This window comes from Stygiolobus sp. CP859M, assembly GCF_037389975.1.
Classification (GTDB): domain Archaea; phylum Thermoproteota; class Thermoprotei_A; order Sulfolobales; family Sulfolobaceae; genus Stygiolobus.
In genome coordinates this window covers 155,304-176,024 of sequence record NZ_JBBHKS010000017.1, presented here as the reverse complement: position 1 = coordinate 176,024, position 20,721 = coordinate 155,304, and the positions used below count along the sequence as shown (strand labels likewise).

Below are 20,721 nucleotides of genomic sequence, written 5' to 3'. Positions count from 1 at the left end.
CCTTGGAAAAACCTTAAGCTATTCTCGCCGTTTGTTTGTATCTCTTTAAGTACTCATCGATTGTTATCAATTCGTTATTATCATCTACTACCAACGTTCCAGGCTTACCGTATCTACCTTTTAAGATATACCATAGTGTTGCTACCGATAGGATAGTTATTAGTGTTGTTGTTTGGAATGTATCAGGTACCTGAACTGATAGACCTATGCCGATCAAGTTAATCAAAGATGAGACCACTGGAATAACAGCTGTAGCTATATTTAGTCTTCCTATGAACCAGTATAGAAGAGGGACACCAAAACCATCAATTATCCTTCCGCTTAGCCAGAATATACTTGATATAACACTTATTTCGGTGAACGCGTTTTCTGGTGAACCTGTAACAACCAACGGGATTAATGTGAATAAGGCTGATATCAGCCCAACGATCATTATTGCGACAATAGGTTCATTTTCTTTATTGACTTTTTCGAAAACTTTAGGCATTACTTTTTCTCTAGCTAAGTTGAATAGTACTCTAGCTGCTCCTACAGTTGTTCCTATGTTAGATGCTAGCAAGCTGTTTACTGACAACGCAAGTCCAAGCATAACAATAGGTAGTCCGAATCTGAAGAGTTCGTATAAAAGTGGCTGAGGATAATTTGATAGTGAAGAAAAAGAGCCGTTCCATAATGCTACCAAACCATAAGTTCCAGCTAATATTGCTCCTCCTCCTAGTATCAAGGCTAACCATATACCGGCTGTTATGTTCTTTCTGGGTGTCTTAGTTTCTTCTCCCAGATAAGTAGCAGCCCCAGCTCCAGATATACTTACAATAGATAATATCATTGCGGTTCCTATTGTGCCGAACGAAGTACCTGGAGCGGGAATGAAATATGCAGGATTAAATCCTTTCGTAGCCATTGCGTAGGCAAAGAGAGCGTAAAGGAAAATGACCTCTAATGTCGCACTCACACTAACAATATAACTTAGTAACCTTCTGATGTGAATAAGATATGAGGCTATTGTAGGATAAGCTAAACCCACAAATATTGCCAAACCTAGCGCGTAAGGAGGTAAAGTTATGTTTAATAGTTGGAGAATTATGTCAAGAACGAGATATATAGTTAAAGCATTAACTGCGTTTAGACTAGAGTAAGCTATTACCTCAAATATAGCTTCATAATAAGCTACTGTTTTTCGTCTCCACGCTGCCGCTCCATATGTGTAGAAACCACCAGCTGAAGCTAACTGGGTTGAATATCTAGTGAGTGTATAAACCCATAATGCGCTTCCTATTAAAGCGAGGATTGTCGCAAATACTACTGCTTGTCCAGCATACGCTATTGCAGCAGTAGTTGTGGAAACTACACTACCCAATGGTGCTGTAACTGCCATAGCTTGACCGTAAGCTTCTCTAATCGATAGACTTGCCTTAGAAAGGCCCATAAGACTTCCCTATAAGCTTTACTGTCCTAAACTATTTTTAAAATTATCTAATTTTCATCCCTCCCGGATCAGCAAAGCTTATAAGACAATACGTTGAAGAAATGTTTAGTTAGCTTATAGGGGAATTAAAAAAATTTGATATTATTTGGGAATTGATAAGAGACTTTTTTGTCAAAAGTTAAATAAAACTAAATTATTCCTATTGTTATTTCCCTAGTTCTTCTATTACTTTCTTTATATTTTGCTTAACTTCCTCAAATCTGACTTTAGTGTCAGGTGGAAAAGGCTTCTTAGGATTTATGGAATTTAATAGGTTTAAGGATTCATTAAGTAATTTTACTGCGATATCTGTAGCAGTTAGTTTTTTGTAAGCCTCCTTGACCTTTTTTACCGCCTCATTCCATACCTTAAGGTCTTCTTCCGTGATTGTACCGTCTTTTAATAAATATGTTCTAAAATCGTCATCAGAAAGAGGTATATCGTTATCTATCAGTCTCCACAAGATGTCCTTAGCACTCATTAAACCTAAATAAATATTATGTGATTAAAGAATTAACTGGAGGTACTTTAGGCAATATGATTAGCTAGCATAAAGACTAACTGGGGGTCTGTTGTGAATATCATAATATTACTAATAATAAAGTGTTGAAAACATTTTATATTGTGAGCTAAACAAATTGATTTCGAATGGAAAAACAAGGGAATACCGAGAAAGGTAGAGTAAGACTGGTTTATACTGGGCTGGTCAACTTAAGTCTGAGGTTATTTATGTCACCTTTATCATTCGTTTTCATGTATTTAGTAGCCCACTATTTAAGTAGTCTAAGGAACGGAGTACTGCTCTTCGCTACATGGCAATCAATATTTGTTTTAGTGACGGGCTATTTTACAATTCCGTCTGATATATTTTCCCTTCTAACATCAAGATATACTGCTGAAAATAGACCGGTTGGTGGAGCAATAATAGTAAATTTAGTATCTGGTATTATAGCAACAGCAGTCTATATTCTTCTTATTCCTTATTTCATGTCTACATTAGGGTATTATGATCCTTTTGCTTTCTTAATTTCTTCTCTAGTAATTATTACGTTCTATGTTAATAAAGTGGTCATAGCTATAGCAAGAGGTAGGAAACCTATAGCAATAGGTATAGGCTATAGTTTGTTTCAAATCTCTAGGCTTGGCTTCGTAATTCTAGCTTTTTACTTTTTGCACTTGACAATTATAGGAGTAGCACTAGCATACGTTATAGGATATGTTGCACAAACTTTATATAACATTTCATACGTTGATGCTAACTTAAAAATAGATCTTAAAACGACATTGGTTATAATAAAGAAGTCACTAATTACTATTATTTATTACATCCAGTTAATAGTGGAGGCATCATTAGTTTGGTTGGCTTTAATAATTACTAGAGATGCCGAAATAGTATCTTATTTTGAATCAGCCTTAATTATAGCAAATATTGTAGGATGGTCACAATCAGTTTACGACGGTCTGATAGCAAAACTAGGCGAAACTAAATCTAAAGATGTTGTAGAGACCTCATTAAAGCTTTACTTTGTTACATCTGCGCTTTTTATGGTCTTTACTATTGTCGAGGCTCATGCACTTCTGTATCATATAAGACCTGAGTATGTTATGTCTATCTATACCATCGTACTCCTGTCAATATCTAATTTCGCAAGGAATCTATACACGATCTTTTACTATTCCGTGTTCATGATCGATAAAAGTATGGGAGTCGATGACGATCTTTCATTTAAGGGATATACGGCATCATTAAATAAATCGAATCTTACGTTTTCAATAATTGGAATTGCGGTGTCAACAGCTCTTGTATACTTATTCAAAGGAACTAAACCTTACGAGATCTCGGCTATGATGACGATAGGTCTTCTTATAAACTCCCTCTGGATGCTATTTTCCTCATACAAATTAAGCAAAAGATTATATAACTTCAGCGTTCCCTACAAGGAAATTACGTCCTCAGTTTCGGCGATGGTGATAGTGGTTTTGGCTATGTTGGAATTATCGAAAAACGTGAGTTATGAGTGGATGTTGCTGAATGCCGTGATTTCGACATTTATGTTCATAGGATTACTTTATCTGTTCAACCCTTATGCCCGTTATTTAGTTAAAGCTTCCCTTAGGGAGATAAGAAAAATTCTTATGTCGAGAATTTAATTAAGTGCTATGACCGGTCTTGAAATTAGGATGAGAAAGCTCTTCGAGAAGAACAGAGCTTTTGTGGTAGCGTTAGATCACGGTCTTGTTATGGGTCCCCTAAAAGGCTTGGAAAGAATTGCGGAGACCGTGAGAAAAATATCGGATAAAGGACCTGACGCTCTTCAAATGACGCCAGCTATGGTAAGGATCCTTAAGGAGAACTTTTTCTCGAGATCTTCTCCGATGTTGATAGCAAGGCTTGATACTGCTAACGTTTGGAGACAAAAATACAGAAAATATGAAAGTGGTTATTATTCAGCTGTTTATACTATTAGGGACGCTATAGAGGCGGGAGCAGATGCTGTAGTGACTTACTTAGTTGTAGGATACGGTGAAGATCAAGTTGAGGGTGTAAATGTCGATTATTTGGCGGCTCTGAGGAGAGAGTCTAATGACTACGGGCTGCCATTTATAATTGAGCCTTTATTTGTTGCACCGGATAACCCTGACTCTATAAAAGAGCCTGAGTTGGTAAAATATGTGACGAGACTAGCATCAGAGATAGGTGCCGATATACTGAAAGTGGACTATACGGGGAGCAAGGAATCTTTTAGGGAGGTAGTAAGTTATGCTTTTGCGCCAATCCTTATAAGGGGAGGTCCAAAAACTAATTCTGATGAGGAATTCTTGAAAATGTTAAAGGAAGCATTAGATGCGGGGGCTAAAGGAATTACTGTAGGAAGGAACTTGTGGCAATCTGATAATCCTGATAAACTAGCTCGAGCAATTTCCTACCTAGTTCATGATAACAAAGATCTTGGAGAAATCTTAAAAATGTTAAAATAGACATTTTGCTTAATGCTAAAAGAGTTTATTATAAAGAAATCTAAGTTGCTATCAGAAATCGCCTTAGCGGTAATGATCTTTTTGTATACGTATTTTACCGTAATCACCTTTGCCCCGATTAACGGTTATGTTGGAGATGAAGTGTGGTATCCTTCTGCTGCTTATAATATCCTGAAGTTTATATTTCACATAACTCCTCCTATGTATTATCCTTATCCTCAGGAGTCTAACATTCAGACTTATATTAACCCCGAACATCCTCCTTTAGCGAAGTATATAATGGCGATTTTCATAGGCTTGTTTGGTTATAAACCTTTAGCATGGAGACTAGGAAGTTGGATAATAGGTGACTTAATGATTATAGTCGGCTTCTTATTAGCTAGGAAACTTGTAGGAGGAGAGTTAGGCAATATAGCGGGTCTAGTAGCCGCTATGCTAATAATACTATCCCCTAATTTATGGTTACTGCATGGTATAGCAATGCTAGATATTTACGTAAGCTTCTTCATATTATTATCCATTTACTTTTTGCTCAGTGATAATCTATTACTAGCCTCTATTACTTTAGGTTTAGCATTTGCATCTAAGGAAAGTGCGTTTCCTCTAATCTTTCCCTTTCTCTACTATATTGGAGAATTTAAGAAAAGTCCTATACAGAGGGCCGTATACAGCATGGGAATTCCAGCTACTGTATTTGCAATACTATCAATTCCCATAATGATTTATTTCGATGGTATATCGGGGTGGATTCATAATTCCTTTTTATATATGCTAGGCTGGGATGCTACAAACGGGCATATATCTCTTACAGCTATAGACCAGATATCGACTCCCTGGGATTGGTTTTTGGATATACATCCCTTTTACGCTGGCTATTACTTCTACGCGAGTACTAATCCATTTATAATGTGGGCGTGGGTGGTTACTACACCCCTCGCGTTCATAATACGAGACCTGAAAAGTATTATACTTACGATATCTGCATGGGCAATATGGCTATCGTTTTGTGTTGTATATATTCTAGGTAATCATACGTTGTTTAGTTTTTATGTTACTGACTTCGCCGCAATAATAAATGTTTATGTCCCAGTCTCAATTTTTAAATTCTATAGATGGATCTCTACGAGGAGGTCGGAGAAAGTTAATAATTTTGTAAAACAAGACAATCCTGGGAGTCCTTCTAATGTCAGTTAAGAAAGCTGTAATTACAGCAGCAGGTAAAGGTAGTAGAATGAAATATATAACCTCGGTTTTACCCAAAGCATTATTACCTTTATTTAAAGCCGAGGATGGAAAAATAGTTATGAGACCTATAATAGACTTAATAATGGATTCTCTTCACGCTGCTAGTGTAGAGAAATTCTGTATAGTAGTTGGTAAACATGGTAAACTACTGATGGATTACTTATTCGAGAGGGAGGTGACTTTTGTATTTCAAAAGGAGCCTAAGGGTTTCGGGGATGCAGTTTTAAAGGCCGAAGATTTTGCTGGTCCTGATCCCTTTTTCGTTCACGCAGATGACGGTGTATTAACTGGAGGGTATAAGGAGGCTACTTCACTTTTCAGTGAGATTAGACCTGAAGTTGTTCTCTTACTGAGAGAGGTTAAGAATCCTAAGAGATATGGAGTTGTTACTGTACAAGATAAAGGTATATACATGAATCACAAGTTATTCAAAGTATTAGAAGCAGAAGAAAAGCCAGAAAACCCTAAGTCTAATATAGCTATATCAGCTGTATATATTTTAACTCCTAAAGTGTTCAGGGCGTTGAAGTCTATTACCGTTGAAGAGGGAAAAGAACTGGAATTAACCTACGGAATTCAGGGAGTTATTAATGATGGTGGAGAAGTTTACGGAATACTACTAAAAGATGAGAAGTGGCTTAACGTAGGAGATCCAACAAGTTATTATGAGGCGTTGAGTAGGACTTTTACTTCTTCCACTTAGTTTTAGGAGGAATTACGTGTCTATATCTCTCTAACCTTTCTTTGTAAGGTAGTAAGTCTTTTATCATAATTTTAACTTCTTCAGGTAACCTCTTCTTAGGATAGAAACCTAGTGACGGAAGGATTTTGATCTCTGGGTTATAGTAATGCTCTTCAGCCTCTACTCTGGGATTAGGATAGTTGCCTATCTGAACATTTAAGCCAAGTTCCTCTCCTGCTTTTTTCACAATCTGAGCAATCTGACTAACAGAGTAAACCTCAGCAAACTGGTTAACGAGCCTATATTCTCCTTGTTTAGGAGGATGTTCCAGAAGTAGTGTTAAAGCTTGCATACTATCTTCAAGAGACAGGAAACCTCTGGTTTGACCTCCTTTCCCGTAAACTGTTAGTGGTTGCCCTATTATGGCTTCTACACAAAATCTGTTTACAACAGTCCCCCAAACTTCATCGAAGTCAAAACGTGTCCTTAATGTCTCTTCTATTATCTCTTCAGTCCTTGTACCGTATACTGGTCCCTGCATTATATCTGTTACGGTAAGTTCTCCACTGATCTCGTTAAAGTAAAGGATAAAGTCAGTATCGTGTATCTTAGTAATGTGATATATTGAACCTCCTTTTCTAGGAACTATTATTCTGTCTTTCATTCCGTTCACTATGGCGTCCACGTATATACTTTCTGGTATGTTAAATGAAGGCGTACCGTACTCGCCCATTGTTCCCATTTTAAGGAGATGTATAGTAGGGTCTACTTCGAAAATCGCCTGAATAACCCTAAGGGTTCCGATCTCATTGTTAATTACGGTAAAAACTGAGTGATCCATATCTATCATCGAGTATGGGGCCGACCTCTGCTCGGCGAAATGAACAATAGCGTCAGGCTTATGTTTACTAACTATTTCCTTAAGGAAAGGATAGTCCGTGACGTCTCCTTTATAAAATGTTATATCGATGCCAAGATGTTTCTTCGCTTCTTTAACTCTTTCTTCAGGCTCGGGCAACGGAAAAGCGGAATCTGCCCCTACCTCTTGTGAGAACTTTCTTGTGAAAAGATTATCTATACCTATGACTTCATGACCCCTTCTAGCTAATCGTAAGGCTAATGGCCAACCCAGATATCCATCTATTCCTAGTATTAGAACCTTCATTTACATAATCTTTATGAATAACGTATAATAAGATTATTTCTAATGATAATAGTAGGAGTCGATGCTGGAGGTACTAAGACTAAGGCAGTAGCTTATGACGAGGAAGGTAATCTAATAGGTGAAGGAAATTCTGGCTCAGGAAATTATCACAACGTAGGTTTATCCAAGGCTATTGCCCACATTAAAGAATCAATCTACCAATCCACCCAGGGTAAAGAGCCGGACGTTGTTACAATGGGCGTAGCCGGTCTTGACTCTAGGTATGACTGGGAGAACTTTTCACCCTTAGCTATGAACATAGCTAAGAAAGTAATTATAAAGCACGATGGTGTTATAGCATTATTTGCTGAAACCCTAGGACAACCAGGCGTTGTAGTAATTGCAGGGACTGGAAGTGTAGTAGAAGGATATGATGGAAAGGATTTTTACAGACTGGGTGGAAGAGGTTGGTTCTTATCAGATGATGGGTCTGCGTATTGGGTATCAAGAGAAGCATTAAGAAAGATAATGCGTATGATGGACGGATTAGAAGACAAAACCCCTCTTTTTGACTACGTGACATCGAAAATCGGGGTAAGAGATCTTGACGATTTGGTTCTTTGGGCATACACGAGTAGCTGCCATATAGACATAGTGTCATCGGTTGCGGAGGCAGTAGATAAAGCAGCTAAGGAAGGAGATCATGTAGCGATATCTATCCTAAAACAAGGTGCAGAAATCCTAGCTCATCAGGCAGTGACTCTTGCTAAGAAACTGAGGGTAGACAAGGTTTATCTAAAGGGTGGAATGTTTAAGTCGCCAATCTATTTGTCAGTTTTCAAAAGCTATCTTTCTCTATACAATATTTCTGGGGATATAGGAACTAGATCCCCAGAACTAGGCGCTGTAATATTAGCATTTAAAGAACTCGGCTTAAATCCTTCCAAGTTAGTTAGCAGGTAAGGCTATTCCCTCGCTTCTGGGGTCAGCTACACCTATATATATGTCTTTTTTTCTCTTCAGGGCTTGCACTACCCCTACTTCGTTAGTAAAGAAGTCAAGCTCTTGAAATGGCAGGTTAATTCTCTTTTCATGGACTATTCTGTCTCCTAAGAATGCGAACCGCGGATAATACACAGCATCATCAATTTCCAATCCGTAGTCTACATAATATTGCAATACCTGTGTGTGGATTTGCGGTCTTAAGTCTCCCCCAGCACAACCTATTATTAAACTTTCATCGTCTTTCTCAGCCCTAAGAATAGAGAGTGTGTGAAGGGGCCTCTTTCTAGGCTCAGGTTTGTTGTGCCCTTCAGTGAATCCATAACCTCTGTTGTTGAACACAATATTTTTGACTGTTATTCCAGAGCCAAATGGAAAGAACAAGCTCTGTATGAACCCGACTTCATTTTCACCATCCGAAACTGCAAAGAAAGTGGTGTCTTTTGTGTTCATTTCCATTCCTGATAACGAGTAACTGGAAAGTCTTCTTTTCAATCTTTCTTCAGATAATAAGTCTTCTTCAGGATAGTAGAACCTCGGATCCGTAACGAACTTGTTTCTATCTTCATAAGCTAATATGAAGATATTAACGAGTTCTTTAACTCTTTTAGGGTCATCAAATCTTAACTTCCACGTTTCTTGAATTTCAGCCATTTTTAATGACTCAAGTGTAGTAATCCCTTGGCTATTAGGAGGTAATTCGTAAAGAGTGTAACCTCTATATGAGGACTTTAAGGGCTTTACAACTTTCCCTCTAAAGTCAACGAAGTCAGACAGTTCAACATTTACACCCTGAGAGTTTAAACCCTCCACTATCTCGTCTGTGAGTTTACTCTCGTAGAAATCTCTTGGGTCTTTTGATATTATCTTTAACACTCCACTAAGTTCGTTGAGTTTTAAAATATCTCCCATTCTTTTTCCTTCAAAAATTTCGCTCCAACTTCTCGGCATATTATTTGATTTTGATATAACTTTAGCTAACTCTCTTCCCACGTAAAACCCATTAGCAGCTAAAGATATTGCGGGTCGTAAGACCTCTGATAAGTCCATCGTCATATATTGTCTGTATACAAAATCCCATAGGTCAACTAACCCTGGTATTACTACTGTAGAAGGATCCCTAACTGAGGCTATCTTTTCGACGTTAAGTCTTTTAGGAGACCAACCTGACGCGTTATAAGCTATTATCCCTTCAGGGGTTTTAGCTAAGAGGAAACCGTCACCTCCTAATCCGCTGGTATGGGGCATAACGACCGATAAGACAGCACTAATGCCGATAGCTGCATCAAAGGCGTTACCACCTTGCTCTAGAATCTTAACCCCTACATGTGTTGCTATATAATTTTGAGTTGAAACAATTTTTTCTCCGAGAGCTGTTTTCATGTTATATTTAATTTTTTTAAATGAGGAAAATAAGACAATAGGTTAATATTGAAATGGATTTGCCTGAGGAAATAAAGAAACAACTTAACGAAGGAGTTTGTATAGTGTGTTATGAAAACGTAGTCATATGTATGAGTAAAGATGTACCTAGACGTTTGGATGTAGAGATAGACCTTGAAGTGGATAGGGAGAGCGGAAGTGTGGTTTTAAGGCATATAATTAAAGACGATCCCGAAAATCCCCTTATATTAGAGTATTCTATTGATAAGAAGTTTGTTGAGGCTGTAACTCAAAAGAATGGTGAAGTAGTTGTGTATTTTGTAGATGAGCAGTTTAGGGAGGAGATGAATTTTAAAATAAAGATAGACAAAGAAGATCTAAAACTCATTAGGAGGGAAATAGGTCTTGGAAATTAAGTACGTTCAAGAAAAAATGAAGGAAATGTACTTTGAGAAAGACAAGCTGAGAGGCACTTATGGTACTTTTACATGGTTAGATGAGGAGGTAGGAGAGTTGGCTGAGGCATTATTAAGCGGAAATAGAGATGCAATAGAGGAAGAAATTGCTGACGTTATTGCTTGGACAGTTTCTGTAGCAAATCTTCTAGGTGTAGATGTAGAAGAAGCTTTAAGGAAGAAATATAACATTTAACCGCCGTGGAAAAAGAGCAGTTCTTTCAACTCCTTAAGGAGTCTATAGAGGACAGTAGGGAGAGGTATTACAGAAACCTTGTTTATATTGAAGACGCTGAGAAATACCTCGATTTGGTTAAAGAAGTTCTATTGCTTTACTTGTCGATAAATCCTGAAGCTCAAGTTGCTTATGCATTTCACCCTTGGGTTAAGGGAGCTAAAGACAGAATGAAAGAGATGAGATCGCTATGTAAAAATTTTGTAGATATTGATTACTCAGCTTCAGAGAGGTATTTGGGAGCGACATTTGATGTTGTGATTCTAGATCTAGTGGACAACTTCGAACCAAATTATATAGGAAGGTTGGTGGATTTAGTTAGAGGAGGAGGTATAATAATTCTTTATACTAATTCCTTGACAGAAGGGAAACTTTTCAGAAATTCACTTATTAAGAACGGAAAAGTCAGAGATGTTTACGAGAAAAGATTCAAGAGAAAATTAGAGGAACATGAAGGTATATTTACAATCGTTAACTCGGTTTATAATGCGAAACCGTTTAAGGGTAAAATCGGAGATAAGCCTAGACCACTCATACCGCCTAATCCAATAATGCCCGAGGCTCTTCATAGCTTGTGCTTGAGCCCTGATCAAAATAAGGTCTTAGACTCATTTGTAAACCTTAGAGGATCCAACAGAAGAGTTTTAGTAATTACAGCATCCAGAGGGAGGGGAAAAAGTGCAGTGACAGGTTTAGGTTTAGCTGGCTACCTTTATAGAATCGCAGAGAGAGAAAGAGGGAAAAAGCTTAAAATAGTTATAACCGCTCCCTCGATTTCGAGTACTTCTCAGACTATGGAATTTTTAAAGAAAGGTTTGGAAGTACTAGGTATAAAGCATAGAGAGAAAAGGTCTAACTTGGGTTTTCTTAACTCGATAGAGGGAGAATTCTTTAGAGTTTTCTTTGAAGCACCCGAGGCGATACTTGAGACAGAAGGAGACATATTGGTAGTCGATGAAGCTGCTGCGGTTGGCGTAGGGATTATAGATTCAGCACTTAAGATATGGAGGAAAGTGGTTTTAGTCACTACTGTTCACGGTTATGAAGGATCTGGAAAGGCATTTCTCAGATATTTAACTAGAGTCCTAAAGCAAAGGAAGTCTACCGTTTACTGGCAGGAAATGAGAAGACCACTAAGATACAGTGAGGGAGATCCCATAGAGAAGTGGTTATACGATGCTCTCTTGTTAGATGCTGAGCCTAAAGAACCGGAAAAAGATAAGCTTACTGTGCTTCAGTTCGAAACGTTAAACCAAGAAGAGTTATTTGCTGATGACGAGAAGTTAAGACAAGTATACGGTATTCTAGTTACTGCTCATTATAGAAATAACCCTAACGACCTGATGATAATGGGAGATGGACTACACCATAGATTAGTATCGTTGAATACTTCCGATGGAATACCCATAGGAGTAGTCCAAATTGCTGAGGAAGGAGGGCTCTCAGAGGAAATGATAGAGTCAGCCCTAAAGGGGGTTACATTCGATGGTGACCTCATCCCTGATAGGCTCATTAAACACGCTAGGTTGAAAGAATTTGGAAGGATGAAAGGTTGGAGAATAGTTAGAATAGCTATAATGCAGGAACTTCAGGGTAAAGGTTTCGGTAGTGAAATGCTAAAGATGGTAATAGAAAGCGGGCAATCTCATGGATTGGACTGGATAGGCTCAGCTTTCATGGGTGATGTAAAAGTAATAAATTTCTGGATCAAGAACGGCTTTAGAATAGTGCATGTATCGCCTAAGAGAAATGAAAAACTTGGCGATTTCCCAGTAGTTGTTATGTATCCTTTAACCGAAGTAGCTGAGAAAGTGGTTGAAATTGCGTCCTACATTTTGAAGGATAAATTGCTCAATACTATCCATGACGTATATTTCGGAATGGATCCAGAAGTAGCTAGACTAGTAATCTACGGGACAAGGGCTCATAAAGACGTAGATATAAACAAGATCTATATAGACAAAGCTGTGGCCTTCATACAAGGGGTTAGCCCTTACGAGTCTTCTGCTGACGGAATTCACATGTTAACTCTCAAGTATTTTTGGGATGCCAGAAGGAATTGGAGCTTAACTCCGGAAGAAGAAATGTTATTAATTGCCAAGGTCCTACAAGGGAGACCGTGGAGGTTTACATCAGCGTCTCTAAGGTCTAACAGAACGCATGTTAATGAAATGTTATATGAAATAGTAGCTCAACTTCTTTACAAGTACTACGGGATAACAGCTGATGTTAAAACTGGGGTCGAACTTAAAGATATAAGTTAATGATGAATTTCACAACTCGGAATCGATGAAGAAGTGCACCTCGACTGATAGATCTTGTATTTAATTTTTTTAATTCTTGCTTAAAAACAACAAGAATAGGAAAACTATATATCTCGTTATGTAAAAGTTCATGTGAAAAGTAATGCAACTACTACAGCCAGTGAGAATAGCTGGTGAAGCCCTATTAAAATTCCAGGTTTTTCAGGGTTCTTATTTATAGCCTTATAGGTTAATATTCCTATAACGGCTTCAGCAACTCCAAATGCTAAAGCTATCCACATCTGAAGGTAAATCAGGGCTACGAAGAATATTAATGCGGCAATACCGTGTATAGCCCAAGCCCACTGAAGTTTATTCTTAGGCCTTCTGACATCTCCGATACTCAATCTCATTCTTCTAGTGCCGGTGACTACTCCTCCCATGAATATGACGAAATATAGAAAGTGAGGTGGTATTATAGCATCTTCTAGGAAGCTTATGAATTGTGAAGCTGGAAATTGGGTAGCTAATAAGAGATAACTTACAAACGTCGTGTAAGCTGCTATGTCATGGAGTCCTTGAAATATAGACGGTAATTTTCCAGCGAGCACATACAAGGTTGCCATGCCTAAAAGTGCTGTAAATATAACGCTGACGAAGCCTATTAGAGTTATCATGTTAAAATCTAGGACCAATAAAGTGAGGGAGATTAAACCTACTAATGTTGCTGAAATCCTGTGTATAGCTTCAGGATCTCCTTTTATTGCTACTGACATAATATCTCTGGTGTAAGGCCAATTAGTACCTAAGGACAGACCGTAACCATATCCCTCTACTATTCCGCCCAGTATTATTGTAGTAGCTGCCAAGCCCGAGCCTATATAAGCTAATGTCGGAAATGTAAAAGCGGGTATCATAGGTAAAAATTTCACATTTAGTTTAAAAAACCTTGCACTGTTAATTAAAACGTCAAGACATTTTCATTATTAGATTTTCGATAAAATGTTAAATATAAGAGAAAAATTATTCAAGATTTTCAAACATATCATCTACAGCTCTAGCTATATCACGTATGGAAATTATACCGGTAAGCTCGCCCTTGTCGTTCACTACCGGTAAATGTCTTATGTTAAATTGTCTCATTAATGCTAATGCTCCAGTAACTGGTGAATCTTCCTTAATTGTTATCAGGGAAGCGGTCATGAACTCCTCAGCTTTTGTGTCTAGCTTTTTTCCTTTACCTATTGCCCTTACAATATCACGTTCAGTAATAATGCCTACTGGTTTACCGTTTTCGACCACGATGACAGATCCTATATTCTTTTCAGTCATTATCTTTGCGATTTCATAAAGGATAGTATTCTTATCAACTGTGATAACTGAACTTTTCATATATTCTCTTACAATTTCCTCTGCCATAATAATCACTATCTCTCTAGAGATTAATAAAGCTTCTCAGCTTAACTCTCAGTTAAATGTCTTTAATGATAAATTTAAATGATTATAAGTATAGATGAGAACTATGATATTCTGTAGAAAATTTTTGCACTTTATTTTCATAATATCCGTAAGGGATCTCATTTTTGCATAAGGTTTTTAAAAGATTAGACGGATAATAAACGTATGATAAAAGAGTTAACAAAGTTTAGATTAGGGATGATAACTGCAGTAATTGGTACAGTAGTATTAGGTTTTCTACTACTTCTTGGGATTTTAGGCTATTTCTTAGGATTTGGAGAATTTCCTTACATAATAACTGGAGCACTATCAGTTCTTACAGCCATCACATTATTACAGTGGCTTTTTAGCCCCCTTCTCATAAAATCACTCTACAAATTACACGAGGTTACTCCATCAGACCCTAATTATAATTGGCTGTATAATATAGTGCAAGAGGTTTCTATCTACAATAGGATATCCATTCCTAAAGTTTACATTGCAGATGTCCCTTTTCCGAATGCATTTGCGTTCAGCAGTCCGCTTTACGGTAAGAACGTTGCGGTGACTTTGCCGTTACTTAGAATATTAACTCCTGAAGAAATTAAGGCTGTAGTGGGGCATGAACTTGGTCATCTTAAGCATAGGGACACTGAGCTCTTACTTGCCGTAGGTCTGATACCAACGCTACTTTACTGGCTCGGTTACTCTCTGTGGTGGAGCGGAATTTTAGGAGGAGGAAATGGGAGGAATAATAATGGAGGTTCTCTATTCCTAATAGGTATTGTAATGATCGCTCTAAGTTACCTTTTCAATTTTCTAGTCCTTTTCCTGAATAGGATGAGAGAATCTTATGCGGATGTGAACGCAGCTTTAACAATTCCTCAAGGAGCTAGGAACCTTCAAACGGCATTGGCTAAAATCGTATTATATACTGACCCAAGAGTATTAGAAAAGGCTAAGAAAACAGCAGGAGGCAGTGTAGGTAAGATGCTATTCTTCTCCTCTTTGGAAAGGCCTGAGATAAGCTCACCAGACGTAGAGGAACTAGTACAGCTATGGAAGATGCAGAAAGTAAGTAGACTTAGTGATATATTCAGTGACCATCCTCATCCTGCAAAAAGAATTAAAATGCTGGACAAATTCATAAGCTAAAATAAAAGTTTTTTATCAAAAAGGTATTATTATTCAAATTCTATTGTAGCAGGAGGCTTAGTAGTTATGTCATAAACCACTTCTTTTATATTCTTGCTAAGAGAAGAGATTTCAGATGCTATCTTCTCGAGGAGCTCCCAGTCAATTTTTGCAAATTCTGCAGTCATAAAATCTTGTGTTAAAACCGCCCTTATGCCTATAGTGTACTTCCCCTCAGGATAGCCCTCACCTACTTTTACTGTAACGTGAGTTATATCGTATGAGGTAATTTTTTCCATAACCCTTCTCAATTTTTCATAATCCTTATTATTACACTCAACTTTGGCTATTCTACCATAAGCCCTTACATCTCCCTTTACTCCGGTAGCTTTACTGGTGTATGTATATACGTCGCAACCAACTCCTTTAGACATTTCAGGTTCGTAACTCGAAGTCGATTCAAAAATAACTGCAAAATATTGAGAGTAATCCATGCTATCTAAGTACTTCTCTACTACCTTTGTTGCTTTCCTCACTAATTCTAGCTTTTCTCTCGTAACTTTCCCTACTACTCTCACTAACAAACCTGGACCTGGGAACGGTTGTCTGTTATAAATTTCCTTAGGTAATCCTAAATACCTAGCTAGGTCTCTCACTTCATTTTTATACAAGTCGGCTAAAGGTTCAACTATTTTAAATCCCCACATTCTTTCAGTGTCTATACCCAATTGAACTAGGACGTTGTGTTGCGTTTTTATTCCTCCTTGGGTTTCCACCCAGTCGGCTGCAATGGTACCTTGGATTAAGTATTTAGCATTGTACTTCTTAACAAGTTCTGATAAGGTATTATAGAAAAGTTGTCTAAATTTTTTCCTCTTCTCCTCAGCGTCTGACATTCCTTCTAGCTCAGATATGAAGTTTTCGCTCACGTCAACTACCTGTAAAGGCATAAGGTTTCCCACCATCAACTTTACCTTTTCCGCTTCTCTCTCTCTTAGGAATCCGGTATCTATCATTACGGGAATAACCTTATCGCCAAGAATTCTATAGGCCAATGCAGCTGCAGTGGTACTGTCGACTCCGCCACTTACAGCAGCTATAGTTTTTCCATCTACTATTTGTTCTAATTGTGGTTTTACTTCCTCAATGAACTTGACAGGATCAAACAGCATTTATATAAATGAGTAAAATACTTCCTATTAAAACCTACTATTTATTTACTTGCCTAAGTAAATATCCCTTATTTCGTCAAAATGTAAGTATTTTTTCATGACAATAGTCAATTTTTCGACCTCGTCTTTTACTGCGTCTTCGAAACTTTTCGTGTTAATTTTTACGCCGAATTTTTCCCTAAGGAGCTTTTTACCCCCCTCTGAGAACATCGACCCGTGTATGCTGTAACCTAAGTAATTATCTTTTTCAGCTCCGTCCGGTATATTTACCTCCTTCAAACCCCTTTTAGTTATAATAAACAAGGGTTTTCCATAGTCCAAATACTTGATTCTGCCCCTTCTTATTTCGTAACCGTTTACCGACAAGTCGGTTTCTGATAAAGATACGATCTTATCCCTCTCATAAATCGTTTCCACATCAAGTAATCCGAGCCCATTTACCTCTCCTTCGTTAATCTCCACGTTATATGGGTCTTTCAGCTTCCTTCCCATGATCTGAAATCCACCGCAAATTCCAAGGACTTGTTTTTTCTTAAGGACTTCGACGAAGCCTTTATCCACTAGATACTTTAAGCTTTCTAACGTGTTTTTACTCCCAGGTAAAATTACCAAATCACTTTTGGCAATTTCAGATGGTCTTTTAATGAACCTAACTGTCGCGTTTGAGTCCTTAAACGCGTAGAATTCGTTGAAATTACTCATATAGGGATAAGATACTATCACAACATCGAGTTCTCCTTCACCTAAGTTTCGGACGTTCATAGAATCCTCAGGCATTATAAGGGGCTCATCAAATAACGGGAGGTAGCCCAAATACCTCATTCCAGTTTTTTCTTCCAACCACTTTATTGCAGGTTCGAGGTATTTTTCTTCTCCTCTGAACTTGTTTATAATGAACCCCTTAACCTTTTTTCTTACTTCTTGAGGTAAAGTCAGATAAGCCCCTAATGCTGAGGTAAAAGCTCCTCCTCTATCTATATCTAAGGTTAATATAATTGGGATCTGTAGTTCTTTCGAAAGTTTTACAGCAGTTATGTCTTTTTCGACAAAGTTTGGTTCGATGCCCCCTGCGGATTCAATTACCATGTCATCCCTAACTATCTCCTTCACTTGAATCCAAGCTTTAGGTAGAAAATGTTCGTAATAATAGGACGCGGAGAAGCTACCCAAAGGTTGGCCCATAAAAACTATTTCTATTCCTCTCCCGTCCGGTTTCAGGAGGATGGGGTTCATATATCGTTCGGGACTTAATCCAGAGCCTATAGCTTGGTAAGCTTGAATAAATGCTATTTCCCCGTAGTCTAATGTAGGATAACTGTTCAATGACATATTTTGGGCTTTAAAAGGGATAGCGGAAAACAGTCTTACTAAACCTGCGGTTATAGTAGATTTTCCCGAGTCACTCATCGTAGAAGCAATTATAATAGCCATACTTATCAGATAATCAGGATGAAGGTATTTAAGGCGATTCTGGCTCAACTTTCCTTTTTCACAATTATCCCTTCTATTTCAGCTCCCTTAGAAGAGATCGCGGGGTTTTCATTTACCGCACCACTAATTGTAGGGGTATTCACTGGTGTTCTGGACTTTATATTTCTCTACATTTTCCATTTCTTTTTGGGAAATACGGTGTTCCTTCTCCTGATACCCTTTGTAGAGATAATAAGGGGTTTTCATCATCTTGACGGGCTCTTGGATTACGGCGATGCTCTAATGGTTAAAGACTACCAAAAGAAACTCAAGGTGTTACATGACGTTCAAACTGGATCCGGAGCAATAGGTCTTCTTTTAGTTTATGTGACAATCTTTGTAGTAGCCACATTAAACCTAAAACTTTCTGTTTTTACCCTTTTATCAGCAGAAGTCCTAAGTAGAGCGTCTGCTATATCCATTTTAGCGTTATTACCACCAATTGAAGGCAGCTTTTTAGCTAAGGTCTTTTACGATAAGTTAAACGGTAAATGGTGGAAGTTTATACTCATTCAATTAGAGGCTTTACTCTTTTCCTCTTTACCTCTACTCCTTGCTTATTTATTATTGACAGTCTTCTTCTTCGTTCTGTGTAAGAGGACACTGAAAGGGTCTTCCGGTGATTACGCGGGTTTCGTTATAACTTTATCTTTTCCCATTTACTTATTAGTTGCGGAGAAGCTTTGTTGCCAATTCTCTATCTTGCAATTGCTCTTGATCTTGCACTAGATGAACCGCCCCTTTGGCTTCATCCCGTAGTGTGGAGTGGAAAAATTTCTGAAAGATTAATCGTTCCTTATAAAGGTAAAGCTTACGGAATTTTACTCTGGTTCGTATCAGTATTGCCAATACTTGTTATGCTTTCCTTGGTTTTTTTAATTCCAATACCGAGTGTAAAGTTAATTTTGGCTATAATCTTCTTAAAGACTACTTTTTCGATTAAAATGCTCTACACACTTGTCAAAAAGTCAGCTCCAGTCAACGAGGAGTCCAGAAAATATACACAGCAGTTAGTAAGAAGAAACGTATACGAGCTCGATGACGGACACGTTATTTCAGCCGCGATAGAGTCCCTATTTGAAAGCCTTGTAGATGGAATAACTTCTCCCCTATTCTGGTTTCTTTTTCTGGGATTCCCGGGTGCATTGTTACAGCGACTTTCTAATACTATGGATTCTATGGTCGGATATAAAACGCCTGAACTGATTAAACAAGGTTGGTTCTCAGCTAAGGTCGATACATTGCTCAACTACATACCTGCCAGGCTTACGTCTCTATTCATGGTTATCTCGGCGTATCTCATGGGGATCAAAGTCAATGGAGTTTTTGAGGAAATTAGAAGAAGTGAAATAGAGAGTATTAATGCCAAATATCCAATAACAGCAGCCGCAATAATCCTGGGCGTAAAACTAGAGAAACCCGGATATTATACAGTGGGAAAGGGTAACTTGCCTACTGAGAACGATCTAAAAAGGGCTCTTAAATTGTTCAAGTTGACTTTGTCTTTTTATCTTTTGATTATCTCAATCGTATATTATTATCTTTACGGCCTCGCCCTCTTTAGCTATCCTTACGGCCTCGTTGAACTGATCAAGTGGTAATCTATGAGTGATCAGCTTCGTCACATCAACTTTCTTTTGGGCTATTAACTCTAATGCTTTCTTCGTATCCTCTTCTACTGCGGCGTTACTTGATATTATCGAGATCTCACTGTTTAACAATTCACTTATATCGTAATTCAGAACCGTCCCCTTATAAGGAACACCGAAGAGTAGTACGTATCCCCCTTTTCTTACGGCATAGAGACCGGTAAGTATGGCCTGAGGTGCTCCAGAGGCTATTATAGCGATGTCAGCACCTCTTCCGTCAGTCAACTTCTTAACTTCAGAGACCACATCACCTTTCCTAGAATTTAGTGAATACTCTGCCCCCACTTTACTTGCATACTCGACTCTATAATCGCTTATGTCAGAAGCTATCACTGTTCCTGCCCCTTGTGCCTTAGCCATCATTACGTGAAGTAATCCCATGGGTCCCGCTCCTATCACCAGTACGCTATCTCCCTTGTTAATCCTTACTCTGTTCTGAGCCCTTACCACCGTAGCTAACGGCTCTATAAACGCCCCTTCATCAAAGCTCACATTATCTGGTAAGACTAATATTCCCCCCCTTACTACGTTCCATGCAGGGACTCTGAAGTACTCCGCAAATCCACCGGGATCGAGGTTTGTCTTTCTGTAATAGGGGCACATGGTGGGGCTTCCGTGCTTGCAATAGTAACATTCATAACAAGGGACGTGGTGATGTGCAAAAACCCTCTGTCCCTTACGTAAAAAATCTACGGAAGATTCCTCTATTATTCCCGAAGGTTCATGTCCTAAAATAGGTTGGGAAGCGGTGTATTGCCCGCATATTTTTTCCACGTCTGTCCCGCAGAGACCGCAAGCTTTCATCTCTACTATGACGTCTCCTTTCTCCTTTATCGTAGGTTTCGGTAGTTCTTTTATTACAGCTTTTCCGTTTTCGAGGACTACGGCCTTCATTAATGATGCTATCGTGAAAAAGATATTAAACCCATCGTTTAGATTTAGTTAGATTGCAACATAATTCTGAAATTTTCATATATGTAAAAATATTAATAGTAATACCGCGTATCAAAGGTTAAAAATGAT

The 20,721-nt window shown here is 38.1% G+C and carries 20 protein-coding genes; 11 read left to right on the top strand and 9 right to left on the bottom strand.

Features of this window, described 5'->3' with window-relative positions; all coding sequences use genetic code 11:
- Nucleotides 1-13 precede the first annotated feature (13 nt).
- Together WIW72_RS07945 and WIW72_RS07940 are read right to left on the bottom strand one after the other, a co-directional pair.
- A complete protein-coding gene (locus tag WIW72_RS07945; protein ID WP_337700130.1) occupies nucleotides 14-1,429 on the bottom strand; it encodes an APC family permease in 1,416 nt (471 codons plus the stop codon).
- A 205-nt stretch (nucleotides 1,430-1,634) separates the two neighbouring features.
- Nucleotides 1,635-1,949 (bottom strand): hypothetical protein, encoded by a 315-nt coding sequence (locus WIW72_RS07940; RefSeq protein ID WP_337700132.1) that lies wholly within the window; start codon nucleotides 1,947-1,949, stop codon nucleotides 1,635-1,637.
- 167 nt (nucleotides 1,950-2,116) lie between these two features.
- Here WIW72_RS07940 and WIW72_RS07935 point away from each other — a divergent pair, with 167 nt between their 5' ends.
- The 4 genes from WIW72_RS07935 to WIW72_RS07920 are packed head-to-tail and all read left to right on the top strand — an operon-like array spanning nucleotide 2,117 to nucleotide 6,395.
- Nucleotides 2,117-3,619, top strand: a complete 1,503-nt coding sequence (locus tag WIW72_RS07935; protein WP_337700134.1) for a hypothetical protein — start codon at nucleotides 2,117-2,119, stop codon at nucleotides 3,617-3,619.
- A gap of 9 nt (nucleotides 3,620-3,628) precedes the next feature.
- Nucleotides 3,629-4,447 (top strand): class I fructose-bisphosphate aldolase, encoded by an 819-nt coding sequence (locus tag WIW72_RS07930; protein WP_337700135.1) that lies wholly within the window; start codon nucleotides 3,629-3,631, stop codon nucleotides 4,445-4,447.
- A 12-nt stretch (nucleotides 4,448-4,459) separates the two neighbouring features.
- Nucleotides 4,460-5,641 carry a glycosyltransferase family 39 protein gene (locus tag WIW72_RS07925; protein WP_337700137.1) on the top strand — a complete coding sequence of 394 codons (1,182 nt, stop codon included), beginning with the start codon at nucleotides 4,460-4,462 and terminating at the stop codon, nucleotides 5,639-5,641.
- Complete coding sequence (locus WIW72_RS07920; RefSeq protein WP_337700139.1) at nucleotides 5,631-6,395, top strand: nucleotidyltransferase family protein; 765 nt, start codon at nucleotides 5,631-5,633, stop codon at nucleotides 6,393-6,395. The genes WIW72_RS07925 and WIW72_RS07920 overlap by 11 nt, the downstream gene beginning before the upstream one ends.
- Here WIW72_RS07920 and agl3 read toward each other — a convergent pair.
- The gene (agl3, locus tag WIW72_RS07915) at nucleotides 6,379-7,539 is read right to left on the bottom strand and encodes a UDP-sulfoquinovose synthase (protein ID WP_337700141.1); all 1,161 of its coding nucleotides are present in this window, start codon (nucleotides 7,537-7,539) and stop codon (nucleotides 6,379-6,381) included. The two genes, WIW72_RS07920 and agl3, sit on opposite strands and share 17 nt — an antisense overlap.
- A 42-nt stretch (nucleotides 7,540-7,581) precedes the next feature.
- Between agl3 and WIW72_RS07910 the strand changes: the two genes are divergently transcribed.
- Complete coding sequence (locus WIW72_RS07910) at nucleotides 7,582-8,481, top strand: BadF/BadG/BcrA/BcrD ATPase family protein (RefSeq protein WP_337700142.1); 900 nt, start codon at nucleotides 7,582-7,584, stop codon at nucleotides 8,479-8,481.
- Here WIW72_RS07910 and WIW72_RS07905 read toward each other — a convergent pair.
- Nucleotides 8,467-9,903 (bottom strand): gamma-glutamyltransferase family protein, encoded by a 1,437-nt coding sequence (locus WIW72_RS07905; RefSeq protein ID WP_337700144.1) that lies wholly within the window; start codon nucleotides 9,901-9,903, stop codon nucleotides 8,467-8,469. The genes WIW72_RS07910 and WIW72_RS07905 overlap by 15 nt on opposite strands.
- A 53-nt stretch (nucleotides 9,904-9,956) precedes the next feature.
- Here WIW72_RS07905 and WIW72_RS07900 point away from each other — a divergent pair, with 53 nt between their 5' ends.
- Genes WIW72_RS07900 through WIW72_RS07890 form a run of 3 tightly spaced genes read left to right on the top strand, consistent with a single transcriptional unit; the run spans nucleotide 9,957 to nucleotide 12,857 of the window.
- Nucleotides 9,957-10,319 (top strand): hypothetical protein, encoded by a 363-nt coding sequence (locus tag WIW72_RS07900; protein WP_337700146.1) that lies wholly within the window; start codon nucleotides 9,957-9,959, stop codon nucleotides 10,317-10,319.
- Nucleotides 10,309-10,554 carry a MazG nucleotide pyrophosphohydrolase domain-containing protein gene (locus tag WIW72_RS07895; protein WP_337700148.1) on the top strand — a complete coding sequence of 82 codons (246 nt, stop codon included), beginning with the start codon at nucleotides 10,309-10,311 and terminating at the stop codon, nucleotides 10,552-10,554. The genes WIW72_RS07900 and WIW72_RS07895 overlap by 11 nt, the downstream gene beginning before the upstream one ends.
- Before the next feature lie 5 nt (nucleotides 10,555-10,559).
- On the top strand, nucleotides 10,560-12,857 hold the full coding sequence (locus WIW72_RS07890) for a tRNA(Met) cytidine acetyltransferase TmcA (RefSeq protein ID WP_337700150.1): 2,298 nt from the start codon (nucleotides 10,560-10,562) through the stop codon (nucleotides 12,855-12,857).
- A 128-nt stretch (nucleotides 12,858-12,985) separates the two neighbouring features.
- Here WIW72_RS07890 and WIW72_RS07885 read toward each other — a convergent pair whose 3' ends face one another.
- Together WIW72_RS07885 and WIW72_RS07880 are read right to left on the bottom strand one after the other, a co-directional pair.
- Nucleotides 12,986-13,753, bottom strand: a complete 768-nt coding sequence (locus WIW72_RS07885) for a cytochrome C oxidase assembly protein (RefSeq protein WP_337700152.1) — start codon at nucleotides 13,751-13,753, stop codon at nucleotides 12,986-12,988.
- A 106-nt stretch (nucleotides 13,754-13,859) separates the two neighbouring features.
- Nucleotides 13,860-14,255 (bottom strand): CBS domain-containing protein, encoded by a 396-nt coding sequence (locus tag WIW72_RS07880; protein WP_337700154.1) that lies wholly within the window; start codon nucleotides 14,253-14,255, stop codon nucleotides 13,860-13,862.
- 204 nt (nucleotides 14,256-14,459) lie between these two features.
- Between WIW72_RS07880 and htpX the strand changes: the two genes are divergently transcribed.
- On the top strand, nucleotides 14,460-15,428 hold the full coding sequence (gene htpX, locus WIW72_RS07875) for a zinc metalloprotease HtpX (protein WP_337700155.1): 969 nt from the start codon (nucleotides 14,460-14,462) through the stop codon (nucleotides 15,426-15,428).
- A gap of 29 nt (nucleotides 15,429-15,457) precedes the next feature.
- Here the strand turns inward: htpX and WIW72_RS07870 are convergent, their stop codons facing one another.
- Both WIW72_RS07870 and WIW72_RS07865 read right to left on the bottom strand, forming a co-directional pair.
- A complete protein-coding gene (locus WIW72_RS07870; protein WP_337700526.1) occupies nucleotides 15,458-16,576 on the bottom strand; it encodes a GMP synthase (glutamine-hydrolyzing) in 1,119 nt (372 codons plus the stop codon).
- A 48-nt stretch (nucleotides 16,577-16,624) separates the two neighbouring features.
- Nucleotides 16,625-18,010, bottom strand: coding sequence for a cobyric acid synthase (locus WIW72_RS07865; RefSeq protein ID WP_337700157.1), 1,386 nt, complete (start codon nucleotides 18,008-18,010; stop codon nucleotides 16,625-16,627).
- Nucleotides 18,011-18,028: 18 nt separating this feature from the next.
- Here WIW72_RS07865 and WIW72_RS07860 point away from each other — a divergent pair, with 18 nt between their 5' ends.
- Together WIW72_RS07860 and WIW72_RS07855 are read left to right on the top strand one after the other, a co-directional pair.
- Complete coding sequence (locus WIW72_RS07860) at nucleotides 18,029-18,778, top strand: adenosylcobinamide-GDP ribazoletransferase (protein ID WP_337700159.1); 750 nt, start codon at nucleotides 18,029-18,031, stop codon at nucleotides 18,776-18,778.
- Complete coding sequence (locus tag WIW72_RS07855; RefSeq protein ID WP_337700161.1) at nucleotides 18,733-19,650, top strand: cobalamin biosynthesis protein; 918 nt, start codon at nucleotides 18,733-18,735, stop codon at nucleotides 19,648-19,650. Before WIW72_RS07860 ends, WIW72_RS07855 begins: the two co-directional genes overlap by 46 nt.
- On the opposite strand, the gene WIW72_RS07850 is transcribed toward WIW72_RS07855, so the two are convergent.
- The gene (locus WIW72_RS07850; protein WP_337700163.1) at nucleotides 19,573-20,592 is read right to left on the bottom strand and encodes a zinc-dependent dehydrogenase; all 1,020 of its coding nucleotides are present in this window, start codon (nucleotides 20,590-20,592) and stop codon (nucleotides 19,573-19,575) included. The genes WIW72_RS07855 and WIW72_RS07850 overlap by 78 nt on opposite strands.
- Nucleotides 20,593-20,721: the final 129 nt, after the last annotated feature.